This window comes from Thalassiella azotivora (assembly GCF_054781695.1).
Map to the genome: position 1 here is coordinate 24,123 of NZ_BAAGTX010000006.1, position 25,694 is coordinate 49,816.

The 25,694-nt window shown below is 75.8% G+C and carries 26 protein-coding genes; 19 read left to right on the forward strand and 7 right to left on the reverse strand.

Features of this window, described 5'->3' with window-relative positions:
• Positions 1 to 40: 40 nt before the first annotated feature.
• Complete coding sequence (locus ACYVQV_RS05510) at positions 41 to 475, forward strand: hypothetical protein (protein WP_461022264.1); 435 nt, start codon at positions 41 to 43, stop codon at positions 473 to 475.
• On the forward strand, positions 472 to 1,524 hold the full coding sequence (gene trpD / locus ACYVQV_RS05515; RefSeq protein WP_461022265.1) for an anthranilate phosphoribosyltransferase: 1,053 nt from the start codon (positions 472 to 474) through the stop codon (positions 1,522 to 1,524). Before ACYVQV_RS05510 ends, trpD begins: the two co-directional genes overlap by 4 nt.
• Positions 1,525 to 1,564: 40 nt before the next feature.
• Here the strand turns inward: trpD and ACYVQV_RS05520 are convergent, their stop codons facing one another.
• Entirely contained in the window at positions 1,565 to 1,846 is a 282-nt protein-coding gene (locus ACYVQV_RS05520) for an Lrp/AsnC family transcriptional regulator (protein WP_461022266.1), read from the reverse strand.
• On the reverse strand, positions 1,843 to 3,693 hold the full coding sequence (locus tag ACYVQV_RS05525) for a DEDD exonuclease domain-containing protein (protein ID WP_461022267.1): 1,851 nt from the start codon (positions 3,691 to 3,693) through the stop codon (positions 1,843 to 1,845). The genes ACYVQV_RS05520 and ACYVQV_RS05525 overlap by 4 nt, the downstream gene beginning before the upstream one ends.
• A gap of 180 nt (positions 3,694 to 3,873) precedes the next feature.
• Between ACYVQV_RS05525 and ACYVQV_RS05530 the strand changes: the two genes are divergently transcribed.
• From ACYVQV_RS05530 to ACYVQV_RS05540, 3 genes are all read left to right on the forward strand, one after another.
• On the forward strand, positions 3,874 to 4,158 hold the full coding sequence (locus tag ACYVQV_RS05530; protein ID WP_461022268.1) for a hypothetical protein: 285 nt from the start codon (positions 3,874 to 3,876) through the stop codon (positions 4,156 to 4,158).
• Positions 4,118 to 5,560, forward strand: a complete 1,443-nt coding sequence (locus ACYVQV_RS05535; protein ID WP_461022269.1) for a hypothetical protein — start codon at positions 4,118 to 4,120, stop codon at positions 5,558 to 5,560. Before ACYVQV_RS05530 ends, ACYVQV_RS05535 begins: the two co-directional genes overlap by 41 nt.
• A 62-nt stretch (positions 5,561 to 5,622) precedes the next feature.
• On the forward strand, positions 5,623 to 6,765 hold the full coding sequence (locus ACYVQV_RS05540; protein WP_461022270.1) for a glycosyltransferase family 4 protein: 1,143 nt from the start codon (positions 5,623 to 5,625) through the stop codon (positions 6,763 to 6,765).
• A gap of 64 nt (positions 6,766 to 6,829) precedes the next feature.
• On the opposite strand, the gene ACYVQV_RS05545 is transcribed toward ACYVQV_RS05540, so the two are convergent.
• Positions 6,830 to 8,620 carry an AMP-dependent synthetase/ligase gene (locus ACYVQV_RS05545; RefSeq protein ID WP_461022271.1) on the reverse strand — a complete coding sequence of 597 codons (1,791 nt, stop codon included), beginning with the start codon at positions 8,618 to 8,620 and terminating at the stop codon, positions 6,830 to 6,832.
• 121 nt (positions 8,621 to 8,741) lie between these two features.
• Here ACYVQV_RS05545 and ACYVQV_RS05550 point away from each other — a divergent pair, with 121 nt between their 5' ends.
• The 8 genes from ACYVQV_RS05550 to ACYVQV_RS05585 all read left to right on the forward strand — a co-directional run bounded on the left by ACYVQV_RS05550 (position 8,742) and on the right by ACYVQV_RS05585 (position 14,719).
• Complete coding sequence (locus ACYVQV_RS05550) at positions 8,742 to 9,137, forward strand: polyketide cyclase / dehydrase and lipid transport (protein ID WP_461022272.1); 396 nt, start codon at positions 8,742 to 8,744, stop codon at positions 9,135 to 9,137.
• 44 nt (positions 9,138 to 9,181) lie between these two features.
• Entirely contained in the window at positions 9,182 to 9,631 is a 450-nt protein-coding gene (locus ACYVQV_RS05555) for a hypothetical protein (RefSeq protein ID WP_461022273.1), read from the forward strand.
• Positions 9,632 to 9,810: 179 nt separating this feature from the next.
• On the forward strand, positions 9,811 to 10,254 hold the full coding sequence (locus ACYVQV_RS05560) for an SRPBCC family protein (protein ID WP_461022274.1): 444 nt from the start codon (positions 9,811 to 9,813) through the stop codon (positions 10,252 to 10,254).
• Positions 10,255 to 10,262: 8 nt separating this feature from the next.
• The gene (locus ACYVQV_RS05565) at positions 10,263 to 11,399 is read left to right on the forward strand and encodes an ArsA family ATPase (protein WP_461022275.1); all 1,137 of its coding nucleotides are present in this window, start codon (positions 10,263 to 10,265) and stop codon (positions 11,397 to 11,399) included.
• A gap of 26 nt (positions 11,400 to 11,425) precedes the next feature.
• A complete protein-coding gene (locus tag ACYVQV_RS05570; RefSeq protein ID WP_461022276.1) occupies positions 11,426 to 11,908 on the forward strand; it encodes a hypothetical protein in 483 nt (160 codons plus the stop codon).
• On the forward strand, positions 11,901 to 12,893 hold the full coding sequence (locus ACYVQV_RS05575) for an ROK family glucokinase (RefSeq protein ID WP_461022277.1): 993 nt from the start codon (positions 11,901 to 11,903) through the stop codon (positions 12,891 to 12,893). The genes ACYVQV_RS05570 and ACYVQV_RS05575 overlap by 8 nt, the downstream gene beginning before the upstream one ends.
• Positions 12,894 to 12,980: 87 nt before the next feature.
• Positions 12,981 to 14,009, forward strand: a complete 1,029-nt coding sequence (locus ACYVQV_RS05580) for an ROK family glucokinase (protein WP_461022373.1) — start codon at positions 12,981 to 12,983, stop codon at positions 14,007 to 14,009.
• On the forward strand, positions 14,006 to 14,719 hold the full coding sequence (locus tag ACYVQV_RS05585) for an endonuclease/exonuclease/phosphatase family protein (protein WP_461022278.1): 714 nt from the start codon (positions 14,006 to 14,008) through the stop codon (positions 14,717 to 14,719). The genes ACYVQV_RS05580 and ACYVQV_RS05585 overlap by 4 nt, the downstream gene beginning before the upstream one ends.
• A gap of 56 nt (positions 14,720 to 14,775) precedes the next feature.
• Here ACYVQV_RS05585 and ACYVQV_RS05590 read toward each other — a convergent pair whose 3' ends face one another.
• From ACYVQV_RS05590 to ACYVQV_RS05600, 3 genes are all read right to left on the reverse strand, one after another.
• On the reverse strand, positions 14,776 to 16,026 hold the full coding sequence (locus tag ACYVQV_RS05590) for an ornithine cyclodeaminase, nickel-pincer nucleotide-dependent (protein ID WP_461022279.1): 1,251 nt from the start codon (positions 16,024 to 16,026) through the stop codon (positions 14,776 to 14,778).
• A gap of 126 nt (positions 16,027 to 16,152) precedes the next feature.
• Positions 16,153 to 16,836 (reverse strand): hypothetical protein, encoded by a 684-nt coding sequence (locus tag ACYVQV_RS05595; protein ID WP_461022280.1) that lies wholly within the window; start codon positions 16,834 to 16,836, stop codon positions 16,153 to 16,155.
• Positions 16,837 to 16,841: 5 nt separating this feature from the next.
• Positions 16,842 to 17,606, reverse strand: a complete 765-nt coding sequence (locus ACYVQV_RS05600) for an alpha/beta hydrolase (RefSeq protein WP_461022281.1) — start codon at positions 17,604 to 17,606, stop codon at positions 16,842 to 16,844.
• 251 nt (positions 17,607 to 17,857) lie between these two features.
• Between ACYVQV_RS05600 and ACYVQV_RS05605 the strand changes: the two genes are divergently transcribed.
• The 6 genes from ACYVQV_RS05605 (at position 17,858) to ACYVQV_RS05630 (ending at position 24,010) form a co-directional block, all read left to right on the forward strand.
• Entirely contained in the window at positions 17,858 to 18,787 is a 930-nt protein-coding gene (locus ACYVQV_RS05605; RefSeq protein WP_461022374.1) for a lysophospholipid acyltransferase family protein, read from the forward strand.
• Positions 18,784 to 20,022, forward strand: coding sequence for a MacS family sensor histidine kinase (gene macS / locus ACYVQV_RS05610; RefSeq protein ID WP_461022282.1), 1,239 nt, complete (start codon positions 18,784 to 18,786; stop codon positions 20,020 to 20,022). The genes ACYVQV_RS05605 and macS overlap by 4 nt, the downstream gene beginning before the upstream one ends.
• Before the next feature lie 96 nt (positions 20,023 to 20,118).
• Complete coding sequence (locus ACYVQV_RS05615; protein WP_461022375.1) at positions 20,119 to 20,787, forward strand: response regulator; 669 nt, start codon at positions 20,119 to 20,121, stop codon at positions 20,785 to 20,787.
• A gap of 203 nt (positions 20,788 to 20,990) precedes the next feature.
• Positions 20,991 to 21,932, forward strand: coding sequence for a 4-hydroxy-tetrahydrodipicolinate synthase (gene dapA, locus ACYVQV_RS05620; RefSeq protein WP_461022283.1), 942 nt, complete (start codon positions 20,991 to 20,993; stop codon positions 21,930 to 21,932).
• Positions 21,929 to 23,614: a ribonuclease J gene (locus tag ACYVQV_RS05625; RefSeq protein WP_461022284.1), complete on the forward strand. Its 1,686-nt coding sequence runs from the start codon at positions 21,929 to 21,931 to the stop codon at positions 23,612 to 23,614. Before dapA ends, ACYVQV_RS05625 begins: the two co-directional genes overlap by 4 nt.
• A 36-nt stretch (positions 23,615 to 23,650) precedes the next feature.
• Positions 23,651 to 24,010: a TFIIB-type zinc ribbon-containing protein gene (locus ACYVQV_RS05630; RefSeq protein WP_461022285.1), complete on the forward strand. Its 360-nt coding sequence runs from the start codon at positions 23,651 to 23,653 to the stop codon at positions 24,008 to 24,010.
• A gap of 25 nt (positions 24,011 to 24,035) precedes the next feature.
• On the opposite strand, the gene ACYVQV_RS05635 is transcribed toward ACYVQV_RS05630, so the two are convergent.
• Entirely contained in the window at positions 24,036 to 25,673 is a 1,638-nt protein-coding gene (locus ACYVQV_RS05635; protein ID WP_461022286.1) for a multicopper oxidase family protein, read from the reverse strand.
• Positions 25,674 to 25,694: the final 21 nt, after the last annotated feature.

A 25,694-nucleotide genomic window follows, 5' to 3' on the forward strand; every position in this document is an offset into this window, starting at 1 on the left:
GCAGGCGACGACACGGCCAGGCGAAGGCGGCGAGGACGCGATGACGACCAGCAGCACCCCCGAGCGGACGCTGAAGGCGCTGCTCTACAGCAGCAACGCGCAGACGCGGTCGGCGGTGCGGATGGCGGTCGGTCGGCGTCCGGCGTCGGACCTGCCCGTCGTCGAGTGGGTCGAGTGCGCGACGCAGCCGGCGGCGCTGGCCCACGTCGACGCCGGTGGCTTCGACCTGCTCGTGCTGGACGGCGAGGCCCAGCCCAGCGGCGGCATCGGCCTGTGCCGCCAGCTCAAGAACGAGGTCTACCGCTGCCCGCCGGTGCTGGTGCTGACCGGCCGGCCCCAGGACGCGTGGCTGGCCGCCTGGTCGCAGGCGGACGCCGCCGTCCCGCACCCGCTCGACCCGCTGGCCGTCGCCGACGCCGTCGCCGACCTCGCCCGGGCGCGGTTCGCGGCCACCGGTGCCGCCGGACGGGCATGACCTCCCCGGAGGCGGCTCGTTCGTTCCCCCAGCTCGTCTCCACCCTGCTCCAGGGCCAGGACCTGGCGGCCGACGAGACCGCCTGGGTGATGGACCGCGTGATGGCGGGTGAGGCGACGCCGGTGCAGGTCGCCGGCTTCCTCGTGGCGCTGCGCGCGAAGGGGGAGACGGTCGACGAGCTGCGAGGGCTCGTCGAGGCGATGCTCGGCAACGCCGTGCGCATCGAGGTGCCGGGTCCGACGGTCGACATCGTGGGTAGCGGTGGCGACCGCGCCAACACGGTCAACATCTCGACGATGGCCTCGCTCGTGGTGGCCGGCGCCGGCGAGCGCGTCGTCAAGCACGGCAACCGGGCCGCCTCCTCGGCGTGCGGTTCGGCCGACGTCCTCGAGGCGCTCGGCGTGCGCCTGGACCTTCCTCCCGAACGGGTCCAGGCCCTCGCCACCGAGGTCGGCATCACCTTCTGCTTCGCCACCGTCTTCCACCCCGCGATGCGGCACGCCGCGGTGCCACGGCGCGAGCTGGGGGTGGCGACGGCGTTCAACTTCCTCGGCCCGCTGACGAACCCCGCTCAACCGCAGGCCAGCGCGATCGGGGTCGCCGACCGCCGGATGGCCCCGCTCGTCGCGGGTGTGCTCGCCGCGCGCGGGACCTCGGCCCTGGTGTTCCGGGGTGACGACGGGCTGGACGAGCTGACCCTGAGCGGTACCTCGACGGTGTGGTGGGTGCGCGCGGGCGAGGTGTCCCGCGAGGTCCTGGACCCAGCCGACCTGGGGCTGGACCGCGCGGACGTCGAGGCGCTGCGCGGTGGCGACGCCGCCCACAACAGCGCGGTGGCGCGGGCCCTGCTCGCGGGCGAGCGCGGCCCGGTCCGCGACGCGGTGCTGCTCAACGCCGCCGCTGCGCTCGTCGCGGCCGGACGGGGCAGCGGCGAGCTCGTCGAGCGGATGGCGCAGGGGCTGCAGGACGCCGCACGGGCCGTCGACTCCGGTGCGGCGGCCGACGTGCTGGACCGGTGGGTCGTCGCGACCGGCGGTCAGGTCGGCTGAGCCGGCCCGGCGCGGACGCGCCGCCGACGGCCGGAGCGAGTCAGTCGCCGAGCCCCAGGTCGAACGCCGACTCCAGGTCGTGACGCGAGTAGGTCTGGAAGGCGATGTACGTCCGCGTGCCGCGGACCCCGGGCACCTTGCTCACCCGGTCGGCGATGACGTCGGCGAGCGCCTCGTGCTCGCGCACCCGGACCATCGCGACGAGGTCGGTGTCGCCGGTCACGGAGTAGACCTCGCTGACGCCCTCGATCTCGGCGATCTCCTGCGCTGCCTCCGGGATGCGGTCGACGTCGGTCTCGATGAGCACGATCGCGGTGATCACTGGTCCTCCTGGTGCCGGGTCCGCAGCAGCGTAGTGCGTGCCCGGAAGGGGTCGGTGCCGCGCCCGTGGCGGGGCGCGACGGCGGGCTCGCCGAACCGGGGTGCCTCGTCGCGCAGGGTGCCGTGCGGGTCGACCCGGGTGCGCCACCGGGACGCGCCGTTCACCGGGCACGACCAGCTGCCCTCGAGCGCGACGAGCCGCACCCCGGGCGACTCCAGCCAGCGCAGGACCTTCTCGGTCTCCTCGGGGTGCGCGGCCCCGACGGGCCCAGGGGGCCTCGCGACGACCTCACCGGTCGCGCGCAGCGCCTCCACGAACGGCATCGGGTCGGCCCCGGGGGGCGTGGTGGTCGTGCCGGCGAGGCGCCCCCAGCGGACCAGGACGACCTCCCAGCCGCCCTTCGGCGACCGCCTGGCCGCCACGAGCTCCTCGGTGCCGGCGAGCGGGGCCAGGCGCTGCGCGCGGCTGGCCCCACGCAGGTAGGCCAGCAGGCGGTCGCGGTGCAGGGCCGCCTCCTCATAGCGCTGGTCGCGGCTGAGCGCCTCCGCCCGGGACAGCACGGTCGTGGCCACGCGCTCGGCGTCCTGGGTGAAGGCCGACCGGGCGGCGTCCACCACCTCGGCGTACTCCTCCCGCGTCTGCGCCCCGGTGCACGGCGCCCCGCAGCGCCCGATGTCGGCGAGCACGCAGGCGCCCGCGTCGGGTGCGGGCCGGGTGGGGATGCGGCGGGTGCACTGGCGCAGCGGGAACGCCTCGTGCAGCGCGGCCACCGCGCGCTCGGCGGCTGCGGTCGAGCCGAACGGCCCGAGGTACGCGGCCCCCTGCTCCACGTCGCCCCGTACCTGGCGGACGACGGACAGCCGGGGGAACGGCTCCACGGTGAGCTTGACCCAGGGCGCCCGCTCGGGGTGCCGGCTGCGCCGGTTGAAGCGCGGCTTGTGCTCGGCGATGAGCCGCAGCTCGCGCACCTGCGCCTCGAGGGACGTCTCGCAGACCACCGGCCGGACGTGCTCGGCGAGGGCCACCATCTGGCCCATCCGGCTGCGGGTCTCGGACGCCGTGAAGTACGTGCGGACCCGGGTCCGGATGTCCTGCGAGGTGCCGACGTACAGCACCTCGCCGCGCGCGTCGCTGAACACGTAGACCCCCGGCGCGTGCGGGAGCCCCTCCGCGAGGTGCCGCTTGCGCCGCTGGGCCAGCGTGACGCGCGAGGTGTACGTCGTCAGCTCCTCGAGCGACGTTACGCCCAGGTTGCCCACGCGCTCGAGCAGGCCGTGCAGGACGTCGACGGTCGCGCGCGCGTCCTGCAGGGCCCGGTGGTTGGGCGTGGTGGTCGACCGGAAGAGCCGGGCGAGCGTGCCGAGCTTGCGGTTCGGCACCTCGTCACGGGAGACCACGTGCTGGGCGAGGCGCACCGTGTCCAGGACGTGGTGCCCCGGCCAGGCCACGCCCGTGCGGACGCAGGCCGCCTTGAGGAAGCCGACGTCGAAGCCGGCGTTGTGGGCGACGAGCACCGAGCCCCGCGCGAACTCCAGAAAGGCGGGCAGCGCGGTCTCGACCTGCGGCGCGCCGACGAGCATCGAGCTCGTGATGCCGGTCAGGACGGCGATGAAGGGCGGGACGGGGTGGCCGGGGTCCACCAGGGTCTGGAACTCGCCGACGACCTCACCGCCGCGGACCTTGACCGCGCCGATCTCGGTGATGCCGCACTCCTGGGCCGAGCCGCCCGTCGTCTCGAGGTCGACGACGACGAAGGTGACGTCCGACAGCGGGGTCCCGAGCTCGTCGAGGGTCGCCTGGACCGGGACGGCCGGAGGCGCGGGGTCTCGCGGGACGGTGCTGCTCACGGGGCGAACGCTAGGTGGGCGCACCGACACCGGCGGGCAGCGACGCGCGGCGGGCGGCCGGTCGTGACGTCCGCTGCGCGTGGCCTGTCGGTGGGCCCGCTTAGCGTCCTGGGCGTCCCGGCCGTCCGGCCGGGGCAGGCAGACGCGGCGGGGGGCCGCGGACGGACGGAGGAGGGGCTCGTGATCATCGACTGCGACGGGTGCAGGGTCCGTGACCTGGCGTGCGGCGACTGCGTGGTGTCGGTGCTGCTCGGGGCGCCGGGCGACCTGGACGCCGCGGAGGCGCGGGCCATCGACGTCCTGGCGGGGTCGGGGCTGGTGCCGCCGCTGCGGCTGCTCGCGCCGTCGGCGCCGCGCGGCGCAGCGGGTCACGGACGGGAGCAGGACGACCGAGCGGTGACGCAGCGCACCTACGATGGCACGCGTGGTGGCGCAGCGCGACGAGGTGACGTCCGGGCCGGCTGAGGCCTCGGGCCCGGTCCGCGACGCCGCCGGTCGAGGGCGTCGACGTCCTCGGTGGACCACCCGGGCGCTGCTGCCCGCGGTGGCCGTCGTCGTGGCGGCTGCCGTGGTCTCGGCGGTGCTGTTCCTGCGGGAGGGTGCGCCCGACGCGGGGCCGGGGGCCGCGCCGCCTCCGTCGGTCAGCCCGGTCACGCCGTCGGTCGACCCGGCGCTCGACCGTCGACAGGCGCTCGACGTCCTGCTGGGCGTGCGGTCGGGTGCGGCCCTGTCCGGGGACGCCGCGGCCTGGCTCGGCACCGTGGACCCCCAGGCCGAGGACTACGCGACCCGCCAGGGCGAGGTGATCGACCGCCTGGGTCGGCTGCCGCTGACGTCGTGGTCGTACGAGCAGGCCGGCCAGGGCCCGGCCTTGTCCGCGGCGCGCAGGACCGAGCTGGCCGCCGACGACGCCTGGGTCGCCCGGGTCGTCCTGGCCTACGCCCTGGCCGGCGGTGGTGGGCAGGTGCGGCGCGAGCAGAACCTGACCGTCGTGCGACGGGGGGACGCCTGGTTCCTCGCGGGTGACCGCGACGGGCCCACGGCGGTCGACCTGTGGGACCTCGGCCCGGTGCAGGTCGCGCGTGGCGGCAGGTCCCTCGTGCTGGGCACCGCCGGGCAGGACGTCCTCGACCGGTACGCCGGGGAGGTGGACGAGGCGGCCGAGCGCGTGGACGCGGTGTGGGGGACCGGCTGGCCCCGCACCGTGGTCGTGATGGTGCCCCGGGACAGCGCCGAGATGGCCGCGCTCCTCGGGCGCCAGGACGCTGCGGGCCTCGACCAGATCGCGGCGGTCACGACCGGGGAGATCGGGCTCGACTCGGTCGCGACGTCGGCGGACCGGGTGATCGTCAACCCGGACGGGTTCGCCGAGCTGGGGCCGCTCGGCCGGGACGTCGTGCTCGTGCACGAGATCACGCACGTCGCCACCCGCGCGACGACGACCGCCAGCGTGCCCATCTGGTTGAGTGAGGGGCTCGCGGACTACGTCGCGTACGCCGGCACCGACCTCGGCCCGGACGACGTCGCCGCCGACCTCCTGGCCCAGGTCCGGGACGGGCAGGGACCTGCCCGGCTGCCCGGGCCGGCCGAGTTCGACCCGGCCAACGGCCAGATCGCCGCCGCGTACTCCGGCTCGTGGCTCGCCGTCCGGCTGGTCGCGGACCGCGCCGGCCAGGACGGCGTCCTGGCGCTGTACCGGGAGGTGGCGGGTGCGCAAGGGGGCACGGCGCGGTCCACACCCGGTGCCACGCCCGCCTCCCAGGCGGTCGTGGACGCCGCGCTGCAGCGCCGGCTCGGGGTCGACGAGGCCGGCTTCACCGACCTGTGGCTGTCCGAGCTGGACCGGCTCGCCGGCGACGGCACCTGACCTGCGCCCGGGCCCGCCTGCCCCGGTGCGGCGGGGTGGACCCGGCGCCCTAGGGTCGGCCCATGCACGGCTCGCGCACGCTCGTGGTGACCAACGACTTCCCCCCGCGGACCGGCGGCATCGAGTCGTTCGTCCTCGCCGTGACCGAACGGATGGACCCCGACCGCGTCGTCGTGCACACGGCCCGACAGCCCGGGGACGCCGCGTTCGACGCGACGCTGCCCTTCGAGGTCGTCCGCGACCCCTCGCCGCTGATGCTGCCCACGCCCGCGATCAGCCGCCGTGCCGCGGGACTCGTGCGCTCGCGCGGGTGCGACCGGGTCTGGTTCGGGGCGGCGGCTCCCCTGGGGCTGATGGCATCGCGCCTGCGCGCGGCCGGGGCGCGGACGACGGTGGCGACGACGCACGGGCACGAGGTCTGGTGGGCCACGCTGCCCGGGACGCGGCGCGCGCTGCGCGCGGTCGGCGACCGCAACGACACCGTCACCTACCTCGGCGAGTACTGCCGGACCAGGATCGCCGCGGCGCTGTCCGAGTCGGCGCGCACCCGGATGCGCCAGCTGACCCCGGGGGTCGACGACACCGTCTTCCACCCCGGCAGCGGCGGTGACGCCGTGCGCGCCAGGCACGGACTGGGGCAGCGGCCGGTCGTGGTCTGCGTGTCGCGCATGGTCGCCCGCAAGGGCCAGGACGTGCTCGTGCGGGCGATGCCGCAGATCCGGCGGCGGGTGCCCGACGCCGCGCTGCTGCTGGTCGGCGACGGACCGCACCGCCGCGCGGTGGAGCGGTCGGTGCGCGAGCTCGGCCTGACCCGCGACGTCGTCCTCGCCGGCCGCGTGCCGTGGCAGGAGACGCCCGCCTACTACGACGCGGGGGACGTGTTCGCGATGCCGACGCGTACGCGCCTCGGCGGGCTGGAGCCCGAGGCGCTGGGCATCTGCTACCTGGAGGCGGCGGCGACGGGGCTGCCCGTGGTGGCCGGGGACTCCGGCGGGGCCCCGGACGCGGTGCTGGACGGCGAGAACGGCTGGGTCGTCGACGGCCGGGACGTGTCGGCGGTGGCCGCGCGGGTCGCCGACCTGCTGTCCGACCCGGGGACGGCGCGGCGGATGGGGGAGCGGGGGCGGCGCTGGGTCCGCGAGCGCTGGTTGTGGGACCAGCAGGCGGCACGGTTGAACGCGCTGCTGCACGGTCGCGAGCCGTGACACGCCACCGCCCGCCGTCCCGGGTGGGGACGACGGGCGGTGGGTGCGGTTGGCCGCTGCGGGCTCAGCCGGCGTAGATGGCGGCGACCTCGTCGGCGAAGTCCTTCATGACGACGTTGCGCTTCAGCTTCAGCGACGGGGTCAGGTGCCCGGTCTCCTCCGTGAAGTCGACCGGGAGGATCCGGAACGCCTTGATCGCCTCGGCCCGCGAGACCGCCTCGTTCGCCTCGTCGACCGCGGCCTGGACGGCGGCGCGCACGTCGTCGTCGCGGGCGGCGTCGGCGACCGACAGGTCGGGCTTGCCGTTGTTGGCCAGCCACGTGGGCAGCATCTCGGGGTCGAGCGTCACCAGCGCCGCCACGAACGGCTGGCCGTCGCCGACGACGATGGTCTGGCTGACCAGGGGGTGCGCCCGCAGCCGGTCCTCGAGCACCGCGGGGGCGATGTTCTTGCCGCCGGCGGTCACGAGGATCTCCTTCTTGCGACCGGTGATCCGCAGGCAGCCGTCCGGGGTGATCTCGCCCAGGTCGCCCGTGCGGAACCAGCCGTCGGTGAAGGCCTCCTCCGTGGCGGTCGGGTTGTTCCAGTAGCCGCGGAACACGTGCGGGCCCCGCAGCAGGATCTCGCCGTCCTCGGCGATCTTGGCGGCGGTGCCGGGGATCGGCTGGCCGACCGTGCCGATCCGCAGCACGTCCAGGGAGTTCACGGACGTCGGCGCGGTGGTCTCGGTCAGGCCGTAGCCCTCGAGGATCGTCAGGCCGATGCCGCGGAAGAAGTGGCCGAGACGGGCACCCAGCGGGGCGCCGCCGGAGACCGCGTACCGGGCGCGGCCGCCCAGCTTCGCCCGCAGCTTGCTGTAGACGAGCTTGTCGAACACGGCGTGCATGAGCTTCAGGCCCAGGCCCGGTCCACCCGCGTCGATCGCCTCGGAGTACGCGATCGCGACGTCGGCCGCCTGGCGGAAGATCTTGCCCTTGCCACCGGACTCGGCGGTCTGCTCGGCGGAGTTGTAGACCTTCTCGAAGACCCGCGGGACGGACAGGATGAAGGTGGGCTGGAAGGACCCGAGGTCCTCCAGCACGTTCTTGATGTCGGCGGTGTGCCCCATCGTGGTGCCCGACGCCGCGCAGAGCACCTGGATGAAGCGGGCGAAGACGTGCGCCAGCGGCAGGAAGAGCAGCGTGGAGGCCTCCTGGGAGCCGACGACCTCCTTCAGCTGGGCGGTCGAGTTGCTCGCCAGCACGGTGAAGTTGCCGTGGGTGAGCTCGCAGCCCTTCGGGCGGCCGGTGGTCCCGGAGGTGTAGATGATCGTGGCGAGGTCCTGCAGGCCGGACGCGCTGCGCCGCTGCTCGACGTCCTCGTCCGTGACGGACCCGCCCGAGGCGGCGAGCTCGCGCAGCGAGCCGGCGTCGATGCCCCACACGTGACGCAGCTCTGGGAGCTGGTCCCGGACGCGGCCGACGAGGTCGGAGTGCTGCTCGGTCTCGACGACCACCCCCACGGCGCCGGAGTCGCTGAGGATCCAGGAGACCTGCTCCGCCGAGGAGGTCTCGTAGATCGGGACGGTGACGGCGCCGGCGAACCAGGCGGCGAAGTCGGTGAGGGTCCACTCGTAGCGCGTCTTGGACATCAGGCCGATGCGGTCGCCCGGCTGCACCCCGGCGGCGACCAGGCCCTTGGCCAGCTCGGTGACCTCTCCGAGAAACTCGCGCCAGGTGACGTCCTGCCAGCGATCGGCGACCTTGCGCCGGAACGCGACGGCGTGCGGCACGCGGACGGCGTTCTGGACGACGAAGTCGGTGATATTCGACGACGGGTCCACCTCGACCAACGGGGGGACGGAGAACTCTCGCACGAAACGCTCCTGGGGATCGGGGGCGGGGTGCCCGGCGGCGGGCGCTTGCGACCCTACCCGCCAGTAGGCCACCGGGGGGAGGGTTCGCACGTCACGGATCGGTCGCTGTCATCCTGTCGGAGTGACCGCGATCGACCTGGTCGACGACACCTTCGTCGCCGCGCCGCCGACCGTGGTGGCCGGGCACGTCCACGACCCGTCGCGCTGGGCCGTCTGGTGGCCGGACCTGGGGCTCGTGGTCAGTCGGGACCGCGGACCCAAGGGCGTCCAGTGGGTCGTGGCCGGGCGCGCCCGGGGGTGGACGGGGACGGCGGAGGTCTGGCTGGAGCCGTGGGGGGACGGGGTGCTGGTCCACCACTACCTGCGGCTCGACCCGGTCGACGGCGGCGACCGCCTGAGCCCGCGCCGGGCGGATGCCGAGCGACGGCGCCGTGCCCTGGCCTGGAAGGCGCACGTCCACGCGCTCAAGGACGCCCTCGAGCGCGGCCGCCGTCCCGGGGAACCCGTCGTCGGCTGAGGCCGGGCTCAAGGTCCCGGGTGGCCGGGCCGATGTGCACGGGGATGGACGACGTCGTGACCACGACCCGGTGTCCCTCGTGCAGCGCCCGGCTGCCCGACGGGGCCGCCTGGTGCACCCTCTGCTACGTCCCGCTGCCCCACGCCGCCGGTCCCGCCGCGACGGACGACGACCTCGCCGGGACCCGCGACCGGGTGGGCGCCGCCGACCAGGCGGGATCGCCCGGCGAGCCCGGTGGCCGGCGCCGCGGGCGGCACGCCGCACCCTCTCCCGAGGACGCGGCCGCGCCGGTGGTCTCCGAGGCCGAGCGAGCCAGGGCCGAGGCCCTCGCCGACGAGATGCTGCTGCGGATGGCTGCGGAGCGCGGGGCGCCCCGTCTCGTCCGCGAGGTCACCGGCTCCACCCCGCGCCGGCTGCTCGTGGGCGTCGTCGGGCTCGTGGTGGTGGGTGCCCTCGTCCTCGGCCTGATGGCCGTGGCCGGCACGCTCGGCTGAGACCGCGCGCCCGACCCCGGTGCGGGTGGCGCCGCAGTGTCGACCTGCAGTGTCGACCCGCGGTGTCGACCTGCCGTGTCGACCCGTCGTGTCGACGCAGACCGGCGGCGGCGTGGACGGGTAGCCTTCCGCGCAGCCCGGCGGGCCTGCCGGGCGGTCACGACACCGGGAGTCCGCCGATGGCCGAACGCACCGAGTCCAGCATCCACGTCGAGGCGTCCCCGTCGGACGTGCTCGCGGTGATCGCGGACCTGGCGTCGTACCCGGAGTGGGCGGGCGACGTGAAGAGCGTCGAGGTGCTGCAGAGCCGGGGACGCAGGCCCAGCACGGCGAGGTTCGTCGTGGACAGCGGGCCGATCAAGGACACGTACGTCCTGGACTACACCTGGCCCGCCGGGCGCTCGGGCGAGGGCGTGGTCAGCTGGACCCTCGCCGAGGAGGGCTCGATCATCACCCGCCTCGACGGCGACTACGAGCTGGCCGCGGACGGCGGTGGCACCACGGTGACCTACCGGCTCGCCGTCGACGTGCGGATCCCCATGCTCGGGATGCTCAAGCGCAAGGCCGAGAAGGTCATCATCGACACCGCGCTGAAGGAGCTGAAGAAGCGGGTCGAGGGCTGACCGCGGCCGTGCGCGTCCTGCTCGTCACCGGCAAGGGCGGCGTCGGCAAGACCACGACGGCCGCCGCCACGGCGGTGCACGCGGCGCGTGCCGGCCGCAAGGTGCTGGTCGTCTCGACGGACGCCGCCCACTCGCTGGCCGACGTCCTCGACCGCCCGGTCGCCGCCCGGCCCACCGAGGTGGAACCGGGCCTGTCCGCGCTGCAGGTCGACCCGCGCACCCGCGCCCGCACCAGCTGGGACGTCGTGCGCCGCTACCTCGTCGACGTCCTCGACGAGCTCGGGGTCGACCCGATGACCGCCGAGGACCTCGCCTGCCTGCCCGGCGCCGATGACGTGCTGGGCCTGCTGGAGCTGCGAGACCAGGTCGCGTCCGGTCCGTGGGACGTCGTGGTGGTCGACTGCGCCCCCACCGCGGAGGCGCTGCGGTTGCTGGTGCTGCCCGAGGTGGTGGGGCGGCAGCTGCAGCGCCTGCTCTCGCCCGAGCGGCGGATCGCGCGGCTGCTCGCGCCCGGGCGCGCCGGCGGCGCGGCCCGCCCCGGCGAGGCGGTCGTCGCCGCGGCGCGCCGGCTCACCGACGAGCTCTCCGAGGTCCGTGGGCTGCTGACCGGTCCCGGGGCCGCCGTGCGGGTGGTGACGACCGCCCAGCGGGTGGTGCTGGCCGAGTCCCGGCGGGCCTACACGGCCCTGGCGCTGCACGGGTACGCCGTCGACGCCGTGGTGGTGAACCAGGTGCGACGGGAGGCCGACGAGCGCGACGCGGTGCGGGAGGCCTTCCCCGGCGCCTCGGTGCTCAGCGCCCCGCACCGGGTCGACGAGCCGGTCGGTCCCGACGCCCTGGCGGCGCTGGCGTCGGACACCTACGGGACCGCCGACCCGGTGAGCGAGGCGGGCGCTGCCGAGCCGTTGCGTGTCCGGCGCGACGGCGACGACCTGGTCCTCGACCTGTGGCTCCCCCTGGTGAGCGTCTCGGACGTCGACCTGTCCCGGCAGGGTGACGACCTCGTCGTCGACCTCGGTCCGACGAGGCGGGTGCTCGCCCTGCCCGCCGCGCTGCGTCGCTGCGACGTGGTCGGCGCGACCCTGCGGTCCGGGCACCTGCTGGTGCGGTTCCGCCCTGACCCCGACCGGTGGCGGTCGTGGTGAGCGGGGGCGGGGCGGAGCGTCCGGCGGTGGGTGAGGAGGCCGTGCGCCTCCTGGGCGCCCTCCAGGACGCCGCCGCGGCGTGGGCCGCCGCGGGGGGTGGCTCCGGCGGCCCTGCCGGGGACGGCCCGACGACGTGCACGTGCGGCCGGTCCGCCGCCGCGCCGTGCAGGGTCTGCCCGGTGTGCCGGGTCGTGGAGCGCGTGCAGCGCCTGCGGCCCGAGGCGGTGCACCACGTCGCGGAGGCCGCGACGGCGTTGCTCGTCGCGCTCTCGGACCTCCTCGCCGACGAGCCCGGTGGTACCGGCGCGCCGGACGTCCCGGTCGGGGAACCGGCTGACGCCCCGGCCGACCAGCCGGCCGACGAGCCGGCCGACGAGCCGGGCACGGGTCGCAACCCGCCGCAGGATGGGCACGGCGGACACCACGGCCGAGGGACGTGGGACGGTGGGCCGCCGGTGCAGCGGATCCCCGTCACCGAGGACGACACGAGCGGAGGACCAGGTGGCTAGCGCACAGGGGTCGCGGAACCCCGACCGGACCGGCGGGAGCGCCATCGGCGTCGACGTCGGGGGGACGAAGATCGCGGCCGGGGTGGTGGCGCCCGACGGCACGATCGTGGCCCGCACCCGCAGGCAGACCCCCGCCCAGGACCCGGAGGCGATCGAGTCCGCCGTCGCCGAGGCGGTCGCCGAGCTGCGGGCCGAGCACGAGGTGCACGCGGTGGGCGTGGCGGCCGCGGGCTACATCGACGCCACGTGCTCGACGGTGCTCTTCGCCCCGAACCTCGCCTGGCGCGACGAGCCGCTGCGCGAGGAGCTCGAGGCCCGGACCGGGCTGCCCGTGCACGTGGAGAACGACGCGAACGCGGCGGCGTGGGGGGAGTTCCGGTTCGGGACCGCCCGCGACGTCGACGACATGGTCCTGCTCACCGTGGGCACGGGTCTGGGCGGCGGCGTCGTCGTCGACGGCAACCTGCTGCGGGGCGCCCACGGCGTCGCCGCCGAGCTCGGTCACGTGCGCGTCGTGCCGGACGGGTTGCGTTGCGGGTGCGGCAGCAAGGGCTGCTGGGAGCAGTACGCCTCCGGGTCCGCGCTGGTGCGCGAGGCGCGGGCGCTGGCGCGCTCCGGTGCGCTGCCGGGCGCCCGGCTGCTCGAGCTGGCGGGGGGAGACCCCGACGCCATCACCGGGCCGCAGGTGACGCAGGCGGCCCAGGAGGGCGACCCGGCCGGCCAGGAGCTGCTCGCCGACCTCGGCCGGTGGCTGGGTGAGGGCGCGGCGAGCGTCGTCGCCGTCCTGGACCCGGCGCTCGTCGTCGTCGGCGGGGGCGTCGCCCACGCGGGGGACCTGCTGCTGGAGCCGATGCGCTCCGCGTTCCGCCGGCACCTCACCGCACGCGGGTACCGGCCGGAGGCCCGGATCGCCCCCGCCTCCCTCGGCAACGACGCGGGGATGGTGGGTGCGGCCGACCTCGCCGCCCGGCGGCACGACGGGTAGCCGGCCGTGACCTCCGCAGGGGCGCCCCGCGGTCCGGACGAGCACGCCGCCGCTCCCCGACGGCCGCTGCGCCCGCGGAGCCGGGTCATCGGACGCAGCGCCCGGCAGGTCGTCCGCCAGCAGGCCCGCCGCGCGCTGATCGGCGACGGTCCCGCGATCGGCGTCGACGTGGGCGGGACGAAGGTCGCGGCCGGGGTCGTGGACGGGACGGGCCGGGTGGTCCGCCGCACCCGCCGGGACACGCCGACGACCAGCGCGCAGGCGGTCGAGGACGTCATCGCCGAGGTGGTCGAGGAGCTCGCCGAGGGGCAGGACGTCGTCTCCGTCGGCATCGGCGCCGCGGGCTTCGTCGACGCCGAGCGCTCCAGCGTCCTGTTCGCCCCGCACCTGGCCTGGCGCGACGAGCCGCTGCGCGACGCCGTCGAGCGCCGGGTCCGGGCGCGTCTGGGCCGGCGGGTGGGCCGGCGCACGGTGGTGGAGAACGACGCGAACGCCGCGGCGTGGGCCGAGTACCGATTCGGCGCCGGGGCGGGGGAGAGCCGACTGGTGCTCGTCACCCTCGGGACGGGCATCGGCGGCGGCATCGTGGACGACGGCCGGGTGCAGCGGGGGCGCTTCGGCATCGCTGGCGAGTTCGGGCACATGGTCGTGGTCCCCGGCGGGCACCGCTGCGAGTGCGGCAACCGCGGGTGCTGGGAGCAGTACGCCTCCGGCAACGCCCTGGGCCGCGACGCCCGCGAGCTCGTGCGCACGGGTTCGCCGCTGGCGGCCGGGCTGCTCGCCCGGGCCGGCGGCGACCCCGACGCCGTGGTGGGTCAGCTGGTCACCGGCGCCGCGGCCGACGGCGACCCCGCGGCGCGGGAGGTGCTCGCGGACGTCGGCACCTGGCTGGGCAGGGGACTGGCGAACCTCGCGGCCGCGCTGGACCCCGGGACGTTCGTCGTCGGCGGGGGCGTGTCCGCGGCAGGCGAGCTCCTCCTCGGCCCGGCGCGGGAGGCGTTCCGCCGCTCGCTGACCGGGCGGGGGCACCGGCCGGAGGCCAGGCTGGTCGGGGCGACGCTCGGACCGGACGCGGGTCTGGTCGGCGCCGCGGACCTGTCGAGGGGGTGGGGGTGACGGACGACGGCCCGGCGCAGCCCGCGCTGCGCGTGCTCTGCTGGAACGTGCGCGACATGCTCGGCGACCCGCTGGCGGTGCACCGTGTCGTCCGCGCGGCCCGCCCCGACGTGGCCTGCCTCCAGGAGGTCTCGCGCCGCCCCCTGTCCCGCTCGCGGCTGGCGGCCCTGGCCCGGGCCACCGGCCTGCTGTTCACCTGCGGGGGGCGTGCGGGCGGGGGCACCGCGGTCCTGACGAGCCTGCGCACCCGGGTCGACGACGCCGCGGCGGGCCGGTTGCCCGTGCAGGGGGTGCTCACGCGCCGTCGCGGCTGGGCCGGGGCGACCGTCCGGCTGCCCGGCGGGGGGCCGCTCGTCGTCACGAGCGTCCACCTGGGGCTGGACGAGCGGGAGCGGGCCGACCACGTGCGTTGCCTGCTGGACCTGCGGGTGCCCGCCTGCCCTCCCGCCGCCGTCGTCGGGGACCTCAACGAGCCGCCCGGCGGGCCGTCCTGGCGCGTGCTCGGAGAGCGGCTCGCGGACGCGTGCCCCGACGGCGGGCCGACCTTCCCCGCGAGGCGCCCACGACGACGCATCGACGCCGTCCTGGTGGACGCCCGGGTCCAGGTGCTGGGCTGCGGGTTCCCGCAGGGCGTGTCCGCGAAGGACGTCCTGGCGGCCAGCGACCACCTGCCGGTCCTCGCGTCCCTCGTCCCCCCGCCGTCGGCCTGACCACGAGCCCGCGCTCCGCCGCGCGCTCGCGGGGGCGGGTCAGTCGCGGTGGCGGGTCAGTCCCGGGGTCGCGGCCGGTCCGGGACGAGCTCGTCGGCGAGCTGCTCGAGGAACAGGCCGATGTCGGTCACGATCCCGCGGGCCTGCGAGGAGCCGCGGTCCGCCAGCTTCGTCACCGTCGCGGGGTTGATGTCGACGCACACCAGGGGGACGGACGCGGGCAGGATGTTGCCGGTCGCCACCGAGTGCAGCATCGTCGCGACCATGATCGCGAAGCCGACGCCCTCGAGCTGCGCACGCATCGCCCGCTGACCCTCGATGACGTCCGTGTGCACGTCGGGGAGCGGTCCGTCGTCCCGGACCGAGCCGACGAGGACGAAGTCCTTGCCCTCCTCGACCAGGGCGTGCATGACGCCACCGGTGACCACGCCGTCCGCGACGGCCCGGGCGATGGAGCCGCTGCGCCGGACCGCGTTGATCGCGCGGATGTGGTGCTCGTGCCCGTGCTCCACGCCCCGACCCTTGGTCAGGTCGACTCCCAGCGAGGTGCCGTAGATGGCCGACTCGATGTCGTGCGTGGCGATCGCGTTGCCGCCGAAGAGGACGTCGACGTAGCCGGCGCGCACGAGGGCCACCATCGCGGGCGAGGCGCCGGTGTGGACGACGGCCGGGCCGGCGACCCAGAGCACGCGCTTGCCCGCCGCCTTGCAGTCCCGCATCTCCTGGGCGATCTGGCGGACCAGCAGCGCCTGGGGCTTCTCGCTGGAGACCTCCGAGTTCATGAACTCGAAGACCTCGTCCTCGTCCGGCCGCTCCATCGCCGCCTGGACGATCCGCACCCCGCCGAAGCCGCAGACGATCCGGTCGCCGACCTTCGCGTCGCTGACGGGGACGGTGCGCACCGCGAGGGTCGGGCCCTCGCCCGTGACGAGCAGACCGCAGTCCATCTCGGGGTGCTGGACGTCGACCCACCGGCCCTGCAGGCGCACCTGGGTGGCCAGGTTGGTCGTGGAGTAGAAGTCGGCCGGGAAGACGCCGTCGGCGTCGACCTCGCGGGTGAGCGCCTCGCCGGGGTCGGTCAGGTTGACCCCGTAGGAGTTCAGCCGCATGAGGATGGACGCGAGGTGCTCCTCGTCGTCGGCGGTGACCCGGATGCGGGCGTAGGACTCGTCGTCGGAGTCCTTGCCGACGTCGAGCCGGACGATGACGTAGTCGCCGCCGAGGGCGCGCACGTCCGACGCGCACCGTGACAGCACGCCCGTGTCCAGCAGGTGCCCGCGGATCTCCACCGTCTCCGAACGCTGCACCGACGCACCTCCACGACCTCGCGGCTGCCCGGGGCGCCGTCGCCCCGGGGACGAGCGGAGGCTACCCCTCGATCAGGGCCGGGGTCGCATCGCGGCGCGTCGCCCGCCCCGGTGGGACGACGACGGTCAGACGACGGCGCCCTCGTCGGGGTCGTCGTCGTCCCGGTCGGGCATCCGCAGCACCAGCGTGGCGAAACCCGCCACGAAGGCGGCGACGGCTGCGACCACCAGGATGGTGGGGGCGCTGCGCCAGAACAGGGCCGCGAGGAGGAAGAACAGCGGGGCCCCGAGGACCGCGCCCCACGCCAGCCGGGACACCGTGTCCCCGGTCGGCAGCGGCGGCGGCTCGGGCGGGACGTACCGCTCGTCGTCCTCGGCGGCGGCGGAGCGGGCCGCGACGGCGTCCTGGTGCGCGCCGACGTCCAGGGCGGCCTGCCCCCCGACGTGGGACCGGGGGGCGTCCCACTCGTCGTCACCCCAGCCGTCGTCTTCGCCGTCGTCCGCCGGGACGTCGTCGTCGCGCCACGTGCCGTCACCCGTGGGCGGAGCGGGGACGGGGTCGGTCGCGTCGACGTCACCGGCCGGCGCCCCGGTCCCGGCGGCCTCCTCCGGCTCCGCGGTGCGCCCGCCGCCGGTCGCGGGGCGCTGCGACGGCCGCTCGGGTGCGTCCTCGGCGCCCGGGGGGGCCGCAGCTCCCGGTGGGCCGGTCGCGGCCGTCGCGTCGTCGTCCCAGTGCGCGACGATGTCGGCCCAGGCCGCCTCGACGTCGACGCTGCCGTCGTCGTCGCGCTCGGGGGGCGGTGCGGACACGGTGCTCAGCGCCTGCTGGTCGCGGTGGTCGTGACGCGCTCGACGAACTCGACGGTCCGCTCGAAGATCCGCTGGGCGTCGTGGTCCTGGGTCGCCACGTGGTAGCTCTCCTCCAGCACGACCTCCTCGACGTCGGTGGAGGACACCCGTGCCAGGACGAGCGCGCTGCTGGACGCGGGCACGACGTGGTCGACGGTCGAGCGCATCAGCAGCAGCGGCGCCGTGACCTCGGGCAGGTCGCGGACGACCTCCCGGTACAGGCCGAGCATGGAGTGCAGGGCGTGCAGCGGCGTGCGGTCGTAGGCGAGCTCGACCTCGCCCTGCTTCTTGATGTCGCTGGCGATGCCCGGCAGCGACGCCACGACGTGGCGCAGCACGGGGAGCGCGACGAGCCGGCGGTCCTCGAGGTGCACGGCCGGGTTCACCAGGACCAACCCCGCCACGGCCGGGCCGTGCTCCTCGGCCAGCCGCAGCGCCAGCGCCCCACCCATCGACAGGCCGCCGACCACGACCGCGCGACAGCGCTCGCGCAGCTCGCGCAGGGACCGGTCCACGGTGGTGTACCAGTCCGGCCACCGGGTCCGGTTCATCTCCTGCCAGGTGGTCCCGTGCCCGGGCAGGCGGGGGGCGCGGACCGTGAACCCCACCGCGGCCAGGTGCTCGCCCCACGGACGCATGCTGGCCGGCGTCCCGGTGAACCCGTGGCACAGCAGCACCCCGACGTCACCACCGTCGTGGGAGAAGGGCTCGGCCCCGCGCATCACCGGCACGGAGTCATCGTGGCACGCCGGGTGAGCGGCGGTCGAGACGGTCCGTGTGCCGGTCCGTGTGCCGGTCCGCGTGGCGGGACGCCCGGGGGCCGGGGCGCGTCCGCCGTGTCCCGGTGGTCGGTGCTGCGGCACGCGGGACCACGCACCGTCTGGCAGAGTTCGCTCTGCGTTCGCTCTGCGCGAGGGCCGGCGCACCGCCGGTGCCGACCGCGGGGGCAGTGGCAGCCGCAGGGGCGGCGGGACGGAGGACGGTGTTCTACTGGGTGCTCAAGCGGATCGTCCTCGGTCCGCTGCTGCGTGCGCTGTTCCGGCCCTGGGTGGTCGGCGGTGAGCACGTCCCGTCCGAGGGCGGCGCGATCCTGGCGAGCAACCACCTCTCCTTCTCGGACTCCTTCTTCCTGCCCCTGATGGTCGAGCGGAAGATGACCTTCCTCGCCAAGTCCGACTACTTCACCGGCCGCGGGATCAAGGGCCGGCTGACCGCCGGGTTCTTCCGGGGAGCGGGCCAGGTGCCCGTCGACCGGTCCGGCGGCGAGGCCGGGGAGGCCGCGATCCGCACCGGCCTGCGCGTGCTCGCCGCCGGTGACCTGCTCGGCATCTACCCCGAGGGGACCCGCAGCCCCGACGGCCGGCTCTACCGCGGCAAGACGGGTGTGGCGCGGCTCGCGCTCGAGGGCAAGGTGCCGGTGCTGCCCGTCGTCATGGTCGGCACGCGCGAGGTCCAGCCCATCGGCCGGCGCATCCCGCGTATCCGGCGGGTGGGGATGATCATCGGTCCGCCGATGGACTTCTCGCGGTACGAGGGGATGGAGGGCGACCGCTTCGTCCTGCGGTCCATCACCGACGAGATCGTGTACGAGCTGATGCGGCTGTCCGGCCAGGAGTACGTGGACGAGTACGCCGCGACCATGAAGGAGCGGATGGCCGCCGCCCTGCGCCAGCGCACGAGCGGCACCGGCCCGGCGGGTGACGCCGCCGGCGAGGGTGCCAGCGCGCCGGGTGGACGCGTCGCCCCACCGGCCGCGTCGGTCGGGCACCCGGCGGCCGCGTCCGAGGACCCCCCGGTCGACGTGGTGGACGGGACGGCCGCCGAGGTGCAGCCGGATGCCGTGGACGACGCCCTCGACGTCGAGCCGGACGTCGGGGACCCCGGCGTCGCGGACGGTCGCCGCGCCGGGTGACGGGCCCTGGCCACCGGGCGCGGACGCGCGGCCTGGCGCGGCCCGGCGCCCGCCGCGCCGGCTCGCCGGACGGCGCCTTCGGCACGCGGCTGCGTCCCGGCGACGACGACTTCGGTCTGGTCACCGCGCTGTGGCGCGGGGTCGACGTCTTCCGGGTCGCCTCCCTCGCCTACGCCGTCCTGACCTTCGTCCTCACGCACGGCGCCTACCGCCGCCCGGTGGCGGCGGCTGCCGTGCTGGTCGGGATGGGCGTCTGGACCGGCTACGTGTGGTTGCGGCGCTCGCGGCCCGGGCGTCTCGTCGTCGCCGACCTGGTCGTCTCCGTCGCCGCGGTGCTGTCGACCCGGTGGGTGGACGACGTCACCCGCGTCGGCGAGGGCGCCTCCACCCTCCCGCTCACCTGGCCCGCGGCCTCCGTGCTCGCCTGGGCCGTGTGGCGCGGCTGGTGGGGCGGTGTCCTGGCCGCCGCGGCCGTCGGTGCCGCCGACCTCGTCGTCGTGGACCCGGTCAACGGCCGCACCGTCCACAACATCGTCCTGCTGCTGCTGGCCGGCGCCGTCGTCGGCTACGCCGCGGGCCTGTACCGCCGCAGCCGCCGGGCCCTGGCCGAGGCGCTGCGCGTCGAGGCGGCCGTCCGCGAGCGCGAGCGGCTGGCCCGCGACATCCACGACTCGGTCCTGCAGGTGCTGGCCCACGTGCAGCGGCGCGGGGCACGGCTCGGGGGAGAGGCCGCCGACCTGGGACGCCTCGCGGGCGAGCAGGAGGTCCTCCTGCGCCACCTGGTGACGGGTGAGGGTGCGCTCGCCGGACGAGGACCCGGACCAGGACCCGGACCCGGACGCGGCCTCGTCGACCTGCGCGCCGCCGTCCGGGGGGTCTCGGTGCCCCGTGCGGAGGTCGCGGCGCCGGCGCACCCCGTGCCGGTCCCGGTCGTCGTCGCCGAGCAGCTCGCCGCCGCCGTCGCCGCGGCGCTCGACAACGTCGACCGGCACGCCGGTGACGGCGCCCGCGCCTGGGTACTGGTCGAGCAGGAACCGGCCGCCGTCGTGGTCACCGTCCGGGACGACGGCGTCGGCATGACGGCCGGCCGGCAGGCCGAGGCCGCCCGGGAGGGACGGCTGGGCCTCGCCTCGTCCGTGCGGGGCCGGGTCCGGGACGTGGGAGGCGTCGTCGCCGTCACCTCGTCACCCGGGACGGGGACGGAGGTCGAGATGCGCGTCCCCCTGCCCGCCTAGGCTTCGGCCGTGCAGGAGGACGAGCAGGAGGACGTGCAGGGAGAGCAGCGGACCGGCGCGGCGCCACCCCGGCCGCCAGGGGACGGCGAGGCCGCCGTGAGAGTGCTCGTCGCCGACGACCACCCGATGTGGCGGGACGCGGTCGCCCGCGACCTGCAGGACGCGGGCTACGACGTGGTCGCCACCGCCGCCACGGGGGCGGAGGCGGTGCGGCGCGCGCTCGCCACCCGCCCCGCGGTGGCGCTGCTGGACCTGCAGATGCCGGAGGTCGACGGCGTGGAGGCGACCCGCCGGATCGTCGCGGGCGTCCCGGGCACCCACGTCCTGGTCCTGTCGGCCAGCGGCGAGCAGGAGGACGTGCTCGAGGCGGTCAAGGCCGGCGCCAGCGGGTACCTGGTCAAGTCGGCGACCCGGGAGGCGCTGCTGGACGCCGTGCGGCGGACCGCCGCGGGGGAGGCGGTGTTCACACCCGGGCTCGCGGGCCTCGTGCTCGGCGAGTTCCGGCGCGTCTCGGCCGCACCGCCGCCGCGCCGGGAGCCACCGCGCACGGGGCTCACGCCGCGTGAGATCGAGGTGCTGCGGCTCGTCGCCAAGGGGATGTCCTACCGGCAGATCGCCGAGCGCCTCGTGGTGTCGCACCGGACGGTGCAGAACCACGTGCAGAACGTCCTGGGCAAGCTGCACCTGCACAACCGGGTGGAGCTCACCCGCTGGGCCATCGCCGCCGGGCTCGAGGACCCGGGAGCCCCGCCCCGGTCCGAGTGAGCCACGTCACCCGATCGGCCCAGTGCCGGCTGTAACGCTTCCGTCCCCTCGCCCGATGGAGCCCTCGAGACCCGGTGGCTGCCCGAACCCCCGAGCGGGGAGCCACCGGGTCCTCGTACGCCTCGTCCTCCGCACCGTCCCACACCGTCGAGCCGGTCCCGGGGGCACCGGGACGCACCTGGCACAGCGGTACGGTGGCCCCCATGCCCAACGCCTCGCCGGACCGTCCGGCCCGCCCGTTCGGGGCGGTCCTGTCCGCCATGGTCACCCCGTTCGCCGCCGACGGGTCCGTCGACCTGGACGGCGCGGCGCGCCTGGCGCGCCACCTCGTGGACGTCGACGCCCACGACGGCCTCGTCGTCAGCGGGACGACGGGGGAGTCGCCCACCACGTCGGACGCGGAGAAGGACGCCGTGCTGCGCGCCGTCCTGGAGGCGGTCGGCGACCGCGCCCACGTGGTCGCGGGCGTCGGCACCAACGACACGGCGCACACGGTGGAGCTGGCCCGGGCGGCCGAGCGGGCCGGCGCCCACGGCCTTCTCGTCGTCACGCCCTACTACTCCAAGCCCCCCCAGGAGGGGCTGCTCGCGCACTTCCGCGCCACCGCCGACGCCACCGGCCTGCCGGTGATGCTGTACGACATCCCGGGCCGCTCGGGCGTGCCGATCGAGGTGGACACGATGCTCCGCCTCGCCGAGCACCCGCGGGTCGTGGCCGTCAAGGACGCCAAGGACGACCTGCACGCGGCCGCCACGGTGATGGCGCGCACCGACCTGGCCTGGTACTCCGGCAGCGACGAGCTGAACCTGCAGCACCTCGCGCAGGGCGCCGCCGGCGTCGTCAGCGTGCCCGGGCACGTGATCGGCTCCCGGCTCGCGGCGCTGGTCGCCGCCGTGGACGCCGGCGACCTGGTGACCGCGCGCCGGGTGCAGCGCGAGTGCGCCCCGGTCGTGGACGTGGTGATGCGCCGCACGCAGGGCGTCATCGCCGTCAAGGCCGCGCTGGAGGTGCTCGGCCTGCTGCCGAACCGCGACGTCAGGCTCCCCCTCGTCCCCGCCGGCGACGACCTCGTCACCGAGATCCGCACGGTGCTCGCCGCCGCAGGGCTGGGCGCCGCGACCCCGCAGGAAGCAGGCCGTCCGTGAGCCACCCGCACCCCGAGCTGTCCGCACCGCCCCCGGTCGACCCGCAGTCGCTGCGCGTCGTGCCGCTCGGCGGGCTCGGCGAGGTGGGACGCAACATGGCCGTCCTGGAGCACCAGGGCAAGGTCCTCGTCGTCGACTGCGGGGTGCTGTTCCCCGAGGACCACCAGCCGGGTGTCGACCTCATCCTGCCCGACTTCTCCTACATCGCCGACCGGCTCGACGACGTCGTCGGCGTCGTGCTCACGCACGGCCACGAGGACCACATCGGCGCCGTGCCGTTCCTGCTCCGGCTGCGGCCGGACATCCCCCTGATCGGGTCCCAGCTGACGCTCGCGCTGATCGAGGCCAAGCTGCGCGAGCACCGGATCAAGCCCCTCACGCTGGCCGTCACCGAGGGGCAGGTCGAGCAGCTCGGGCCGTTCGGCTGCGAGTTCGTCGCGGTCAACCACTCCATCCCGGACGCGCTCGCGGTGGCGGTCCGGACGGCGGCGGGCACGGTCCTGCACACCGGCGACTTCAAGATGGACCAGCTGCCCCTCGACGGGCGCATCACCGACCTGCGCGCGTTCGCGCGGCTCGGCGAGGAGGGGGTCGACCTGTTCATGGTCGACTCCACCAACGCGGAGGTGCCGGGCTTCACCACCCCCGAGCGGGAGATCGCCCCCGTCCTGGACCGGGTGTTCGCCGGCGCCCAGCGGCGCGTGATCGTCGCCTCGTTCGCCTCGCACGTCCACCGGGTCCAGCAGGTGCTCGACACGGCCCACGCGCACGGGCGCAAGGTGGCGCTCGTCGGCCGGTCGATGGTCCGCAACATGGGCGTCGCCGCAGACCTGGGCTACCTGACCGTGCCGGACGGCGTCCTGGTCGACGTCAAGGCCGTCGACGACCTGCCCGAGGACCAGGTGGTGCTGATGTGCACCGGGTCGCAGGGCGAGCCGATGGCGGCCCTGTCCCGGATGGCGAACAAGGACCACCGCATCCAGGTCGGGCCGGGGGACACGGTGGTGATGGCGTCGTCCCTCATCCCCGGCAACGAGAACGCCGTCTACCGCGTCATCAACGGGCTCACCCGCCTGGGCGCCGACGTCGTCCACCAGGGCAACGCGCGGGTGCACGTGTCCGGTCACGCCAGCGCCGGCGAGCTCCTGTACTGCTACAACGTCATCCGGCCGCGCAACGTCATGCCGGTGCACGGGGAGATCCGGCACCTGCACGCCAACGCGGCCCTCGCCCGTGCCACCGGCGTCCCGGCCGACCGCGTCGTCATCGCCGAGGACGGTGTCGTGGTGGACCTCGTGGACGGCGTCGCGCGGGTCGTCGGTGCGGTCCCCTGCGGGTACGTGTACGTCGACGGCTCGTCGGTCGGGGAGATCACCGACGCCGACCTCAAGGACCGGCGCATCCTCGGCGAGGAGGGCTTCATCTCCATCTTCGTCGCGGTCGACTCGGCCACCGGCAAGGTGGTGGTGGGGCCGGAGATCCACGCCCGCGGGGTGGCCGAGGACGACGCGATCTTCGACGGCATCAGGCCCTCGATCTCCGAGGCGCTGGCCGACGCCGGTCGCCAGGGGGTCAGCGACACCCACCAGCTGCAGCAGGTCGTCCGGCGGGTCGTCGGCCGGTGGGCGGGGACGAAGCTGCGCCGGCGTCCCATGATCATCCCGGTGGTCGTCGAGGCCTGACGGGAACCACCGCCGGACCCCGGGGGTTGGACCGGCATGGACCTCACCTGCCCCAAGTGCCGCGGTGCGATGCGCCAGTACGAGCGCAACGCCGTGGTCGTCGACCAGTGCACGGACTGCCGCGGCGTGTTCCTCGACCGCGGGGAGCTGGAGAAGCTCATCGACGCCGAGGCGCGGTGGGCCGACGGCGTGCCGTCGGCCGCGGCGAGCGCGCCGCCGCCGGCTCCGCAGCAGTACCAGCAGGCGCCTCAGCAGCAGGGTTACCAGCAGCAGGACTACCGGCAGCAGGGTTACCAGCAGCAGGGCTACCGGCAGCAGCCGTACCAGCAGGGCTACCGCGACGAGTACCGGAAGAAGCACCGCCGCAAGTCGTTCCTCGACGAGCTGTTCGACTGACGGCCTCGACGGACGCCGGACGGGATCACCGCCTCACCTCGAACGTCGCCATCATCATCATGTCCTCGTGCTCGAGGTTGTGGCAGTGCATCACGTAGCGCCCCGGCAGGTCCGGGAAGCGCACGAGGACGTCGACGTGCTCGGCGGGCCGCAGGTCCACGGTGTCCTTCCAGCCGCCGTCCATCGGCCCCGGCCCGCCCGACCCCCGCGCCACGACCTGGAAGGCCGCGAGGTGCACGTGCACCGGGTGGTGCAGGTCGCCCCCCAACCGCCACCGCTCGACCTGCCCGGGCCGGACCACCGCCTCCGGGCGGACGGGGTCGAACACCCGGCCGTTGACGGTCCACGGTGCGTGCCCGCCGTCGCCGTCCCGCGCGGTGACCGGCCCGCGGGTGAACCGGAAGGCGCGCGTCGCCACGGCGTCCTCGCCGCGCAGCCGCTCGACGTCCACCAGCCGCGAGGGGACCTCCCGACCGGCGGCGGCCGCACCCCGGCCACGGCGGACGACGTCGAAGCGCATCACCAGGCCCGCGCCGCCCTCGCCGAGGGTGTTGCGCAGCACCACGCGGGTGCCCACGGGGTAGGCGGAAAAGTCCACCACCACGTCGACCCGCTCCGCAGGGGCCAGCGTGAGGTTCGAGTGGCCGACCGGCGCGGCGAGCAGGCCGCCGTCGGAGCCGACCTGGGTGAACGCCGCCCCGGACGGCGGGGGAGGGTCCAGCTCGAGGCGGTACCGACGCGCGTTGGACGCGTTGAGCACCCGCAGCCGGTACGCCGCCGCGTCGACGTCGGCCACCGGCCACGGGGTGCCGTTGACGAGGACGACGTCCCCGAGGACCCCCTCGACGGCGTGGTCCCGGACCCCGGGCTGCCGGGTGAGCGTCGGGTCGAGGGAGGGGTAGAGCAGCTCCGCGTCGTCGCCGAAGGCCCGGTCGGCGACCATCAGCGGCAGCTCGTGCTCGTCCCGGGGGAGGCCCAGGGCCTCCTCGGCGTCGTCGCGCACGAGGTGGAACCCGGCCAGGCCGCGGTAGACCATCGGGCCGGTGAAGTCCATCCGGTGGTCGTGGTACCAGAGCGTGGCCGCCGGCTGGTCCATCGGGTACCGGTAGACCCGCCGACCCGTGCTGACCCTCGCCAGCGGGTCGCGGACGTGCCCGGCGCCGCCCGGTGGGTGCCCGTCGCCGCCGTGGGCGTGCCCCGGTGCGGACGGCGCGTGCCGACGTTGCGCGGTCGGCTCCGGCAGCACCAGCTCCGTCGGGAAGCCGTCGTCGCCGGCCGGGACCACCCCGCCGTGCAGGTGCACGACCATCGGCACCGGGAGCCGGTTCACGTGCTCGACGTGGACCGGGCGGCCGCGGCGCGCCTCGACGGTGGGTCCGGGGAAGGAGCCGCCGTAGGTCAGCATCTCGGTCCGCAGGCCGGGCAGCACCTCGACCTCGGTGACCCGCGCCTCCACCCGGTAGGTGTCCACGTCCGGCGCGGTCGCCGGGGTGGGTGCGAGCACCGGCGGAACGGTCAGGGCCAGGGTGAACGGGGCGGGCAGCGGGCGCGTGCTGCGCAGCAGCTCACCCGTCGACCCGTGGGTGGAGCACCCGGCGGTCACCCCCGCGCCGGCCGCCACCGCGCCCCACGCGCCGGCCCGCAGCACGGAGCGACGGGTCACCACGGGTCCCGGTGGCGCCGG